We start from the raw sequence: 13395 nt of genomic DNA on the forward strand, positions 1-13395 counted from the left end.
TTGTGGTGACAATCAGAGGAGAACTTCACGCTGGCTATGCAGTGACTCCAGCGCTTTATCCGCCAGATACAGCGCACGCTCGCCATCGTCCCCGCTGCAATCAGGGACCGCTTCGCCGCGCAGTACCGCAACAAAGTGTTCCCATTCCGCGGCATAGGCCGATTTATAACGCTGCAGGAAGAAGTGTTCAGGTAACGCGCTGGTGCAGCCCTGTTTTCCGTAATGCTGCACCTGGTTTTCGAGAATATTGCCCGCGCACAGCAGCCCTTCAGAGCCGTGCAGCTCAAGGCGCTGATCGTATCCGTAAGAAGAACGGCGGCTGTTGACGATGGTCGCCATCGCGCCGGAGGCATATTTCAGTACGATGAACGCGGTGTCGATATCGCCCGCTTCGCCAATCGCCGGATCCACCAGATTGCTGCCCTGGGCATACACCGAAACCGGCTCTTCGCCCATGATAAAGCGCGCCATATCAAAATCGTGGATGGTCATATCGCGGAACATACCGCCGGATACGCGCACATATTCCGCAGGCGGCGGCGACGGATCGCGGGAGATGATCAGCAGCGATTCCGGTTTACCGATACGCCCGGCCAGTGCGTCAGTTTTCACTCGGCGAAATTGCGGATCGAAGCGGCGGTTGAAACCGATAAACAACGGTACGTCGTACTCTTTGACCACTTTCAGGCAGTCGCGTACACGGGCCAGATCCAGGTGGACCGGTTTTTCACAGAAGATGGCTTTGCCGTGGCGTGCGGCCATTTCAATCAGATCCGCGTGGGTATCGGTCGCGGAGGCAATCAGCACGGCGTGAACGTTAGGGTCCGTCATCGCCTCATCCAGGCTTTGCAAACGAGCCTGGTACTGTGTGGCAAGACGAGTGGCAAATTCCTGATTCGGGTCGACGACCGACCAGAGGGTAGTGGCACTGTGACTGGCAATGTTAGCTGCATGTACCTGGCCAATTCGGCCAGCGCCCAGTAAAGCAATGTTAAACATAACGGCTCCCGGTGTTGGTGAATGCGATGAACTAACGACCCCTTAAATAAAACATTTATTTCATTTTTATAAATAGTGAAAATTATGTTTTTGGGTGCAAGTTAACACTTTTGAGATGATCGAGATAAAATTTGTTATCAATATCACAACATAAAGACAGGAAAGATGAAGGAATTGGCCCTCCTTCCGTTCAGGAAGGAGGTGATGGATGAAGAGAAAGGAAAAATGAAATGAAAATTTCGTTGTCGCAGGTTGCCGGATGACGACGCTAACGCCTTATCCGGCCAGGAGGTAGAATCCGCTGTAGGCCGGATAAGCGCAGCACCATCCGGCATTAATCGCTTTTAGTACTGACGTGCGTTTTTCACCTGCTCAAACGTCTGCTCAGCCGCTTTTCGCACCGACGGAGAGTCTGCCACCTGCGCATCGCCAGTACGCCACCAGGAGGCATAGTCGTGGGTCATGGTTTTCGGCAGAACTTTGATATCCAGCAGCACAGGCCCTGAATGCACACGGGAGGCTTCCAGCGCCGCCAGCAGACTTTGCTCGTCATGTACGCGCCATGCCCGACAGCCGTAGCTTTCCGCGTTTTTGGCAAAATCGACCTTCACCAACGGTCCATCTAACCGTCCGGTTTGCGGGTTGCGGTGGCGGTTTTCCGTACCGAAACTCCCCATCCCATGCCCCATCTGCAGGTTGTTAATGCACCCGAAGCTGGCGTTATCAAACAACAGGATAGTGACTTTTATCCCCTCCTGAACGGCGGTTTGTAGCTCGGAATGCAGCATCATGTATGAGCCATCCCCCACCATGGCATAAACCGGCTGCCGTGGCTTCGCCAGCCTGGCTCCAATAGCAGCCGCAATTTCATAGCCCATACAGGAGTAGCCGTATTCCAGGTGATAGCTGTCCGGGGTTTTGACCTGCCAGATACGCTGTAAATCGCCAGGCAGCGATCCAGCGGCCCCCACGACGATAGCGTTATCTTCAATGTGCTGATTGATAAGTCCCAGCACCTTCGTCTGGGTCAACCGGGTGTTTAGCGTGTCGCCATATTCCGCTAACTGAGCGTCAAGATGCCCTGCCACTTCGGGTTCGTCGTCGGGACGCCAGTCGCGATCCCATAAACGTTGGCACTCATTGCGCCAGGCCGCCTGCGCCTGCGCTACCTCATCCCCCCAACCGCTGCGGTAGTCTTTTAGCGTTTCAGTTAACGCCGTCAGCCCGGTACGGGCGTCGGCGATAAGCGCGGTGGCATCAAGCTTCAGCGCGTCAAACTCCGCCACATTCAGCAGCAGGAACTCAACCTCCGGATGAGAAAACAGCGCTTTCGAACCGGTGGTAAAGTCGGTGAGGCGCGTACCGATGCCGATCACCAGATCGGTTTGCGGTGCGAGCTGATTCGCTGCCATCCCTCCAGTTACCCCAATGCCTCCGAGGTTAAGTGGGTGGTCACTAACCAGTGCGCCTTTTCCGGCCTGAGTTTCGGCAAACGGCAGTTGCAGCGTTTCAACAAACGTACGAAACGCCTCATGCGCGCCGGAATATCGTACCCCGCCGCCGCATACCACCAGCGGACGGCGTTTGCGGGCAATCAGCGCCCGCGCCATCGCCAGACGCTGTGGGTCAGGCGGTCGACGTTCAATCAGATGAACGCGGCGCGCAAAGAAACTCTGGGGATAGTCCCAGGCTTCTCCCTGTACATCCTGTGGCAGGCAGATGGTCACGGCACCAGTATCTGCGGGGTCAGTAAGCGTTCGCATCGCGTTTAGCATCGCACTCATTAACTGCTCCGGGCGGTTAATCCGGTCCCAGTAACGCGAGACCGGGCGGAAGCAGTCGTTGGTGCTGATGCCAAGGTCATGGTATTGCTCAATTTGCTGCAATACCGGGTCCGGTTGACGACTGGCATAGACATCGCCTGGCAATAACAACAGAGGAATACGGTTCGCCGTCGCGGTTGCCGCTGCGGTCACCATGTTTGCAGCTCCCGGCCCAACCGATGACGTCACGGCAAAAATACGCTGGCGCCGATGCTGTTTGGCGAATCCGGTCGCCATGTGCGCAATTCCCTGCTCATTACATCCCTGCATCACCTGCAAATGACCGGGATCCTGCTCCAGCGCCTGGCCAATGCCAAGCACATTACCGTGACCAAAGATGGTGGCGACACCCTCGACAAAGGGCGTTTCCACGCCATCGACACAGATATATTGTTGATTAAGGAATTTGACCAGCGCCTGAGCCATGGTCATACGTTCGGTTTGCATAAACCCTCCTGTCAGCCCAGCGTTGGCATGGAGAACGCTGCCCCTGTGTCCTGCAGCATCTCCGGCCAGCGTGCGGTGACGGTTTTCATCCGGGTATAGAAGCGCACGCCATCATTGCCGTGAACATTGAGCGCACCAAAAATGGACCGCTTCCAGCCGCCAAAACTGTGGAACGCCATCGGCACCGGAATAGGCACGTTAACGCCCACCATGCCCGCCTGCACCTCTTCGCAGAAACGACGCGCACAGCCGCCATCACGTGTGAAAATTGCCGTGCCGTTACCATATTCATGACGATTAATCAGTTCCACCGCGCTGCTGTAATCTGCTACGCGCACCACAGAAAGCACCGGTCCAAAAATCTCTTCTTTATAAATGGTCATCTCCGGCGTGACGTTATCAAACAGGGTCGGCCCAACAAAATAACCCTGCTCATGGCCTTTAACGCTAAAACGTCGACCATCCACGCGCAGACTGGCTCCTTGAGATTCCCCACTGTCGATATACCCGAGCACTTTATTCCGATGCACCGAGGAGATAAGCGGTCCCATTTCGTTTTCCGGTGTCTGATCAAGCCCCGGCCCGACACGCAGCGCCGCAATCTGTTTTTCCAGTCTCGAGCACAGCTCATCTGCCGTTTTATCACCCACCGCCAGCACGACAGAAAGCGCCATGCAGCGTTCACCCGCCGCGCCGTAAGCGGCACCCATAATGGCGTTGGTCGCCATATCCATGTCGGCATCCGGCATTAAAATGCAGTGATTTTTAGCACCACCTAACGCCTGGCAACGCTTACCGTGGGCTGACGCTGTCTGATAAATGTATTCCGCAATCGGCGTAGAGCCGACAAAGCTCACGGCTTGCACGCGCGGGTCAGTCAGCAGCACGTCGACGGACTCTTTATCTCCCTGTACGACGTTGAACACGCCGTCCGGCAGGCCCGCCTCTTGCAGCAGTCTCGCCAGAGCCAGGGCGAGAGAAGGATCTTTTTCCGAGGGTTTCAGCACAAAGGTATTCCCGGTTGCCAGCGCGATGGGGAACATCCACATTGGTACCATTGCCGGAAAGTTAAACGGCGTGATCCCGACGCAAACCCCGAGAGGTTGCATCAACGAATGGCTATCGACGCCGGTGCCTACGTTGGCTGAGTGTTCACCCTTTTGCAGATGTGGGATGCCGCAGGCAAACTCCACCACTTCCAGGCCACGGGTCAGCTCACCAACTGCGTCAGAGAACACCTTGCCATGCTCTTCGCTGATGATGCGAGCCAGCCTCTCCATGTTTTCTTCCAACAGCGCCTTAAAGCGGAACATCACTCGCGCACGTTTTAACGGAGAATGGCGCGCCCACCCGGGGAATGCGTCGTGCGCTGCCGCAATGGCCTGCTCAGTTTCCTGTGTCGTACTCATCACCACCTGGCGGATCTGCTCGCCGGTGGCCGGGTTGAAGATTGCCTGAACGCGCTGGCCTGAACCGGTGACACATTCGCCGTGGATAAAATTCGCTACTGTCTCCATCCTTAACCTCTCGCTGTTGATACGTGACTGTTACCTGAACACTGTTATCTGTGTACTATATATGAAACAAACATTCCATTTTAAGTTGAAATAAAATAAATAATGATTAATGTGATCAAGGATGGGTTTTTATGTTAACAAGCGGAATCGCATGATTAGCGTGCACTGGCAGAACGTTTCAGCGAACGGCAAACCTGAAGCTTTTGTTTCGTTTTTACAGCCAGATGAATGAGTGACATTTCAAAGACGCGGTTTTGCGTTTAGAATCATAAAACTATGTACCAGGAGGTAAAATGACAACAGCAACCAGCCTGAACGAGCTGCAGCAGCAAATCCGCGATCGCTACGATAGCCTGAGTAAGCGGCTGCAGCAGGTGTCCCGCTATGTGCTGGATAATACCAATAGCGTGGCCTTTGATACGGTTGCCGTCATTGCTGAACGTGCCGGAGTGCCACCCTCAACGCTGATCCGCTTCGCCAATGCCTTTGACTTCACCGGCTTCAACGAAATGAAACAGCTGTTTCGTATGAACCTGGTGGAGGAAACCGCCAGCTACAGCGACCGCGCGCGCATGTTCCGTGAGATGGAAAGCGAAGCCGTGCCGGAAACCCCGCTCGATATCCTGCAGGAGTTCGCCCGTTCGAATACTCAAGCGCTCCAGCAGCTGGCAGCCCGTGCCGAACCTGAAATGCTGGAACGCGCCGTACAATTGCTGGCAGAAGCCGACACCATTTACATCGCCGGTCTACGTCGTTCGTTTAGCGTCGCCGCCTATCTCACCTACGCCCTGAGCCATCTTGAGTGTCGCCCTATTTTGCTCGACGGAATGGGCGGAATGCTGCGCGAGCAAATTAACCGCATTAAAGCGCGCGATATCGTGGTGTCGATAAGCTTCTCGCCTTATGCGGAAGAAACGGTGATGGTCAGCGAAACTGCGGCCAATGCCGGCGCGCGCCAGATCGTGATTACCGACAGCCAGATAAGCCCGCTGGCAACATTCAGCGATCTCTGCTTTGTGGTGAAAGAGGCGCAGGTCGACGCGTTTCGTTCCCAGTCAGCGACGCTGTGCCTGGTACAGTCACTGGTCGTGGCGCTGGCTTACCGGCTAGGTGACGGGAGTAATGAACGCGATCATTCTGTCGGTTGACGAGCGCCGCGAAAATTGATGATCCGCTTTATTACATTCCCGCCAGCGTGACGTGAAATCGTGATGTCTGCAGTTACTTTTATGGTCGTTGAAAATATCGCCATCATTCAGCGGCCAGATAAAATACAATCCGTTATTACCATGAGCTACAATTATATTAATTTTAGATAATCAACAATGCGTGTGCTGACAATAATACGCAAAGGTTTACTATAGCCCTGTCTTTTTTAAGCAGGAAAGTAAAATGAAAAATACAAAAGGGTTGATGATTATTGCCCTTGCTTTCACCCTGGCATCATGTGCCGCCATTCCTGAGAATATCAAAGGTAATAATCAACCCGATATCCAAAAAAACTTTATCTCCGTGCATAACCAGCCTGGTTTATATACCGGTCAGCAGGCCCGCTTTGGCGGTAAAGTCATCAATGTGATTAACACCAAAAAAGATACGTTGCTGGAAATCGCCGTTTTGCCACTGAACGACTCTGCTAAGCCACAAATTGACGCGAGCTATCAGGGACGTATTCTTGCCCAGCAGAAAGGTTTCCTCGATCCGGTAAACTACAGAAACCATTTCGTGACTATTTTGGGAACAATTCAAGGAGATGAGTCAGGTTTCATCAACAAAGTCCCGTACAACTTTGTTAAAGTTGATTTACAAGGTATCCAGGTTTGGCATTTAACTGAGTCTGTCAACACCACTTATAATATGTGGGATTATGGTTACGGTGCGTTCTGGCCAGAGCCGATGTGGGGAGCGCCTTACTACGCTAATACAGTAACTCAGGTAACCCCGGAGCTAGTGAAATAATCCCAGAGGTAAGATGGCGCGACTATATTCCGGAGTCAGGTGTTGGCAAACAACCCTTCTCATTACCCCGCGTTTATCTTATTGCGCCATCCTGCTTCAGGAGATCCTTCGCTTAACATGCATTCTTCCTGTTACATATAATTTTTAACCGCTAATTCTTTAGCGAAGAAATGGGCTTTACCCTTCTCATGCCTGACCATCTTTTGTTATTTACCGACAACTCCCCCACCCTGCATGCAATAAAAGAACATTTGTGTTTACACATTATTCAGGGATTACTATGAACAGAAAATGCTTACTGTTGATACCATTATTCTTTAGTAGCGTCATCATCACTGCCTGCGATAATAAACCTGCAGTAAAAACCACCATTGAGCCCGAAGTCGGCGTTGTTACCTTAGTCCCCTCCTCAGTAAATATTAAAAGTGAACTTCCGGGTCGCGCGCTTGCGTTCGAGATCGCCGAAATCCGCCCTCAGGTTGGTGGGATCATCATAAAACGCAACTTTGTTGAAGGTGATAAAGTCAGCAAAGGAGAATCACTGTATCAAATTGATCCAGCCCCACTGCAGGCACGACTGGACTCAGCCAAAGGCGCGTTGGCAAAGGCACAGGCTACCGCCAATAATGTTCGTCTGACACTAAATCGGCAGTCAGCATTAATAAAATCTAATTACGTCAGCCGCCAGGACTATGACACCACGCGTTCACAGCTTAATGAAGCGCAAGCCAATGTTGCCGTCGCTAAAGCGGATCTTGAACAAGCCACCATTAATCTTCGATATGCCAATGTTACCTCGCCCATTGATGGCATTAGCGGCAAATCTTCCGTGACCGTGGGTGCCCTGGTTACTGCCAATCAGGAAAACTCGCTGGTCACCGTTCAGAGATTAGATCCTATCTATGTTGATTTAACGCAGTCAGTACAGGACTTCTTACGCCTGAAAGAAGAGAAAGCCAACGGCAAAATTGCCCAGCAACAAGGCAAAATTCCGGTTGAGCTGATGCTGGAAAACGGCAAACCCTATCGCCATACCGGTACGCTTCAGTTTTCCGATCCCGCTGTTGATGAGACCACCGGTTCGGTAACCCTGCGCGCCATATTTCCCAATCCTGAAGGTGAAATTTTACCCGGCATGTATGTCACTGCGTTGCTGGACGAAGGCAGTCAACAAAACGTGTTGATGGTCCCCCAGCAAGGAATTACGCACAACGAACAAGGAAAAGCCACCGCGCTGATCCTTGACCAGGAAAACGTAGTGCAACTGCGTGAAATAAACGCAGTGAAGGCCGTTGGTAATCAATGGTTAGTGACCGCGGGATTACGCCCCGGCGATCGGGTCATTGTGTCCGGATTACAAAGAATTCGTCCGGGAAGCAAAGCCCGGGTCCTCCCTTCAAAACTGAACACACCTGACACGGTAGCTGAACAGTAATATTTCAGGTATTAAGGACACTTTCTTTATGGCCAACTTTTTTATTGAGCGCCCAGTTTTCGCCTGGGTGCTCGCTATTATCATGATGTTTACGGGCGGTATCGCGATAATGAACCTGCCAGTCGCCCAATATCCACAAATTGCGCCCCCAACCATTACCATCAGCGCGGCCTACCCCGGGGCAGATGCAAAGACCGTTGAAGACTCCGTCACCCAGGTGATTGAACAGAATATGAATGGTCTTGACGGCCTGATGTATATGTCATCCACCAGTGATGCGGCAGGTAATGCCTCGATTATCCTGACCTTCAAAACGGGTACGTCACCCGATATTGCGCAGGTTCAGGTACAGAATAAACTGCAGCTGGCGATGCCTTCCTTGCCACAGGAAGTACAACAGCAAGGGATCAGCGTTGATAAATCCAGCAGCAATATCTTAATGGTCGCCGGTTTTATCTCTGATAATAACAGCCTGAGCCAATATGATATTGCCGACTATGTGGCCTCGAACATTAAAGATCCGCTAAGCCGCACTGCCGGGGTGGGGAGCGTGCAGTTATTCGGTTCGCAATACGCCATGCGCATCTGGTTGGATCCGCAAAAGCTCGACAAGTATAACCTCACTCCCGAGGACATCATTACCCAGCTCAAAGTACAGAATAATCAGATATCTGGCGGGCAACTGGGGGGCATGCCTCAGTCAGCCGATCAGCAATTAAATGCGTCGATAATCGTCCAGACACGTCTGCAAACGACCGATGAATTTGGCAAGATCTTCCTTAAAGTTCAGCAAGATGGTTCTCAGGTTCTGCTGCGCGATGTCGCACGCATTGAGCTGGGTGCGGAAAATTATGCCACGGTTGCACGTTACAACGGCAAACCCGCCGCTGGGATCGCGATTAAACTTGCCGCAGGCGCCAATGCCCTTGAAACGTCCCAGGCTGTTAAACAAGAGCTGAACAGATTATCAGCCTGGTTTCCGGCCAGCATGAAAACCGTTTATCCCTATGACACCACGCCGTTTATCGAAATTTCGATTCAGGGTGTTTTTCATACTTTGATCGAGGCAATCATTCTGGTATTCCTCGTCATGTACCTGTTTTTGCAAAGTTTTCGTGCGACGCTTATCCCCACTATCGCCGTTCCGGTGGTTATCCTCGGCACCTTTGCCATTCTCGACGTCGCCGGTTTTTCGATTAATACGCTCACGATGTTTGGCATGGTGCTGGCGATAGGGTTGTTAGTCGATGATGCTATCGTGGTGGTTGAGAACGTAGAACGTATTATTGCTGAAGAGCACTTGTCTCCAAAAGCGGCAACGCATAAAGCAATGGGTCAGCTCCAGAGGGCGCTGGTTGGTATTGCCGTCGTGTTATCCGCCGTATTTATGCCGATGGCATTTATGAGCGGCGCAACAGGAGAAATTTTCCGTCAGTTTTCCATCACCTTGATCTCCTCTATGCTGCTGTCGGTGTTTGTGGCGATGAGCCTGACGCCAGCACTCTGCGCCATGCTGTTAAAAGCACACGATGACGAGCAGGCAAATACGCATTTTCTGTTTACCCGATTCAATCATTTCATGGAGAAATGCACTCAGCACTACACGGACAGCACCCGAAAACTGTTACGTTGCACGGGCCGTTACATGGTCGTTTACTTAGTCATTGGCGCGGGCATGATGGTGCTGTTTTTACGTACGCCGACCTCCTTTTTGCCTGAAGAAGACCAGGGGGTATTCATGACCACGGCGCAATTGCCCTCAGGTTCAACGATGGTGAACACCAGCAAAGTGCTCGGGGAAATAACGGACTACTACCTGACGAAAGAACAGAAAAACGTTGCTTCTGTTTTCACCGTCGGCGGATTTGGTTTCAGCGGTCAGGGACAAAACAATGGCCTGGCGTTTATCAGCCTGAAGCCGTGGTCAGAACGCGTTGGCGAAGAAAACTCGGTTACCGCCATTATTCGACGGGCAATGATGGCCTTAAGTACCATCAATAATGCCGTCGTTTATCCGTTCAATTTACCCGCGGTCGCGGAATTGGGCACCGCATCAGGGTTTGATATGGAGTTGCTGGATAACGGTAATCTTGGGCATGAAAAAATGATGCAGGCCCGAAACGAGCTTTTGGCTCTGGCCAATCAGTCCTCAGGTGAGGTCGACGGGGTGCGCCCAAACGGCCTGGAAGATACGCCGATGTTCCGCATTCACGTCGACGCCAAAAAGGCTGAAGCTATGGGCGTTGCGTTATCGGATATTAATCAGACCATCTCCACCGCGTTCGGTAGTCGTTATGTCAATGATTTCCTGAACCAGGGGCGCGTAAAAAAAGTGTATGTCCAGGCCGATACGCCGTTCCGTATGTTGCCGGACAATATCAATCACTGGTATGTACGTAATGCCTCTGGCGCGATGACCCCGCTTTCCGCCTACTCATCAACCGAGTGGACCTACGGCTCTCCACGCCTTGAACGCTATAATGGTCAGCCAGCAATGGAAATTCTGGGCCAGCCGGTAGAAGGGAAAAGCAGCGGTGATGCGATGAAATTTATGGCATCACTGATTAATAAACTGCCCGCAGGCGTCGGTTATGCCTGGACCGGTCTGTCTTATCAGGAGGCGCTATCCACAAACCAGGCACCAATGCTGTACGGCATTTCGCTGATCGTCGTATTTCTGGCGCTGGCGGCGCTGTATGAAAGCTGGTCGATCCCTTTCTCGGTGATGCTGGTTGTGCCAATCGGGGTGGTCGGCGCGTTGCTGGCCACCGATCTGCGCGGCCTGAGCAATGATGTTTATTTCCAGGTCGGCCTACTCACCACGATGGGGCTATCGGCTAAAAATGCTATTTTGATCGTCGAGTTTGCCGTCGAGATTATGCAGAAAGAAGGGAAAACGCCGCTTGAAGCCGCGGTGGAAGCCGCGCAAATGCGCTTACGTCCTATTCTGATGACCTCACTGGCCTTCATCCTGGGGGTAATTCCACTAGCAATAAGCAACGGCGCGGGCTCTGGCGCGCAAAATGCCGTCGGTACGGGGGTTATCGGTGGGATGCTGGCCGCGACGGTACTGGCGATCTATTTTGTTCCAGTATTCTTTGTACTCGTTGAAAATACGTTAGCGCGATTTAAAGCCCGACGTTGATCCCCTGCCCTATCCCTGGGTTTAGATTATTAAATCCAGGGATGGGACTTCATTTGTCAGGTCTACAGTTATTAGTGGGCACGGCTATCCAGCGAGTTTCTCGTGGATAGCAGGGTAAGCATTACGCGGACTTTTCTTGTAGGGGAACAACTGGGGCAGGTACAGAGGTTGTCAATTCTAACTAAAGCCAGGCTATCAAAACGGTTAATCAATAGTGCAGACCGGAACCTTTCAGATTTACAGCCAGTTCACCCAGTTTTGTATTCGGATGCTGATGACACATTTTAACCATTTTCGGTACAGCTTCCGTTTCCACCTCATGCAGGGGAACATAATCATCGCCTTTAAAGTCCGAGTTTTTATTCACAATCACAAAGGCAATTGCCGTCTTGTATTGCTGACTCATATCAACGAATTCTTTACAGGTCATATCTTGTGGCGCCGCTTCCGTTGCCTGAGTAGCAAAAGCACGGGTCATTGGCGCCATAACAGAGGTCACAAGAATAGCTGCAGAAACCATCATTTTAATATTCACTATGCGCTCCAGAGGTAGCATTATTTTTTATCGGCGAGCTTATCAGTTTTTACCAGCGTCGCATTTCTACGCAGACTGATAAAAGCTAAAGAACTAAAGATCATCTCGACACCAATAAAAATTGAGGTAAATACATACGATCTGTCGGGATCCATATTCAGCCAGACGCCGGCAATAAGCAGGTCAAAAATACCAATAAAAATGTTCCATCCATAACCCGGACTGTGGAACAGTTTGACCCCAGATGCGATACGAAAAATACCCCCCAGAATAAACAGGCAGCAAAATACCATTGCCAATGAATTCATACCTATCACAGGATTCACCAGGAAACAGTAACCCAGCAGTAACCACGCGATAGCAAAAAAGGCATAGGTAAATTTGGCTTTCAATTGCTTTTTACTTGAGCTAAACAGGCTATAAATAGAATAGAAACCACATACCAGGAACATAAAGCCAGTTGCATAGCTTAAATAAACACCTGCAGCAATCGGATAAATCAAGCAGCAGATGCCACAAATCAACATCAACACTGCCATAATCGTCGCATGCTTTTTATAATGAACGAGTGTTTTTTCATTAAACGCTCTCAGGCTACGCTGATTAAAAACAAACATACATCCTCCGTTATACATAAACGCAATGTAACCTGTTGACACAAGAATTATAACTCACTCAACATATGTTACTTACAATGGAATGATAAGACTTCCGCTAAGGAAGCGTATATAAGAACAAGAGAATGTCGCTATGCGTATATTCCTACACATGTCAGACATCTGACATTTGTAAGATTAAACGGTCATTATTCTATCGTGGTTCTGATTTCGCTCTTTAACATTATTTAATATGCTTATTGCGTTTGGTGACATATACCAAATTTATTCAGGAGAAAGTAATGAAAAAGATTATTCTTGCGGGTGTGCTTGCAACCATGATGGGTTCAGCACCAGTGATGGCTGCTACTGCTACCACAACTACTCCGGCGCAAGCTACTACCGCAAATGTACAAAAAGAAGCTGCCGATATTATGCAGGTCGCAGTGCAAGGCGCAAATGCGATGCGTGATATTCAGCTTGCTCGTTTGGCCCTGTTTCATGGACAGCCTGACAGCGCTAAAAAACTAACCGATGACGCCGCTTCCCTGCTGGCAGGCGACAGCAAAGATTGGGCGAAATTTGTAAAAACTGCGCCTAAAGCCAAGATGATTGACGATCAGTACGTGGTTATTAACGCTACGATCGCGCTGTCAGAAGACTATATTGCCACTCCAGCCAAAGAATCCGCTATCAAAACAGCGAATGGCAAAATGGCCAAAGGCGACTGGAAAGGTGCAGTGGATACCCTGCAACTGGCTGGTATCAGCGTGCTTCAGACCCAATACCTGATGCCCCTAAATCAGACTCGTAAAGCCGTTGCCAGCGCGCAAAAACTGCTGTCTTCCGGTAAATATTATGAAGCAAACCTTGTGTTAAAAGGTGCTGAAGAAGGTATTGTGATCGATAGTGAGATGATCGGCGCAGGCCAGTAATACT

At 50.9% G+C, this 13395-nt stretch carries 10 protein-coding genes; 5 read left to right on the forward strand and 5 right to left on the reverse strand.

Going from position 1 to position 13395, the window contains the following annotated elements:
• Positions 1-12: 12 nt before the first annotated feature.
• The 3 genes from iolG to OGV57_RS08040 all read right to left on the reverse strand — a co-directional run bounded on the left by iolG (position 13) and on the right by OGV57_RS08040 (position 4786).
• A complete protein-coding gene (iolG, locus tag OGV57_RS08030) occupies positions 13-999 on the reverse strand; it encodes an inositol 2-dehydrogenase (RefSeq protein WP_003845960.1) in 987 nt (328 codons plus the stop codon).
• Between the two features lie 344 nt (positions 1000-1343).
• A complete protein-coding gene (iolD, locus tag OGV57_RS08035) occupies positions 1344-3269 on the reverse strand; it encodes a 3D-(3,5/4)-trihydroxycyclohexane-1,2-dione acylhydrolase (decyclizing) (protein WP_054528704.1) in 1926 nt (641 codons plus the stop codon).
• 11 nt (positions 3270-3280) lie between these two features.
• Positions 3281-4786 carry a CoA-acylating methylmalonate-semialdehyde dehydrogenase gene (locus OGV57_RS08040; RefSeq protein ID WP_046670418.1) on the reverse strand — a complete coding sequence of 502 codons (1506 nt, stop codon included), beginning with the start codon at positions 4784-4786 and terminating at the stop codon, positions 3281-3283.
• 293 nt (positions 4787-5079) lie between these two features.
• Here OGV57_RS08040 and OGV57_RS08045 point away from each other — a divergent pair, with 293 nt between their 5' ends.
• From OGV57_RS08045 to OGV57_RS08060, 4 genes are all read left to right on the forward strand, one after another.
• Positions 5080-5934 (forward strand): MurR/RpiR family transcriptional regulator, encoded by an 855-nt coding sequence (locus OGV57_RS08045; protein WP_286530952.1) that lies wholly within the window; start codon positions 5080-5082, stop codon positions 5932-5934.
• 244 nt (positions 5935-6178) lie between these two features.
• The gene (locus OGV57_RS08050) at positions 6179-6745 is read left to right on the forward strand and encodes a Slp family lipoprotein (RefSeq protein WP_003839775.1); all 567 of its coding nucleotides are present in this window, start codon (positions 6179-6181) and stop codon (positions 6743-6745) included.
• 280 nt (positions 6746-7025) lie between these two features.
• Complete coding sequence (locus OGV57_RS08055) at positions 7026-8180, forward strand: efflux RND transporter periplasmic adaptor subunit (protein WP_054528705.1); 1155 nt, start codon at positions 7026-7028, stop codon at positions 8178-8180.
• 28 nt (positions 8181-8208) lie between these two features.
• Positions 8209-11325, forward strand: a complete 3117-nt coding sequence (locus OGV57_RS08060) for an efflux RND transporter permease subunit (RefSeq protein WP_054528706.1) — start codon at positions 8209-8211, stop codon at positions 11323-11325.
• Positions 11326-11533: 208 nt separating this feature from the next.
• On the opposite strand, the gene OGV57_RS08065 is transcribed toward OGV57_RS08060, so the two are convergent.
• Entirely contained in the window at positions 11534-11881 is a 348-nt protein-coding gene (locus OGV57_RS08065; RefSeq protein WP_008321512.1) for an HdeA/HdeB family chaperone, read from the reverse strand.
• Entirely contained in the window at positions 11881-12477 is a 597-nt protein-coding gene (locus OGV57_RS08070) for a DUF308 domain-containing protein (protein WP_032949861.1), read from the reverse strand. The genes OGV57_RS08065 and OGV57_RS08070 overlap by 1 nt, the downstream gene beginning before the upstream one ends.
• A 281-nt stretch (positions 12478-12758) precedes the next feature.
• On the opposite strand from OGV57_RS08070, the gene OGV57_RS08075 reads away from it, so the two are divergent.
• Positions 12759-13391, forward strand: coding sequence for a YfdX family protein (locus OGV57_RS08075; RefSeq protein ID WP_008321509.1), 633 nt, complete (start codon positions 12759-12761; stop codon positions 13389-13391).
• Positions 13392-13395 lie beyond the last annotated feature (4 nt).

The sequence above is a fragment of the Citrobacter sp. Cf087 genome, assembly GCF_030334285.1.
In the GTDB taxonomy this organism is placed as follows: Bacteria; Pseudomonadota; Gammaproteobacteria; order Enterobacterales; family Enterobacteriaceae; genus Citrobacter; species Citrobacter freundii.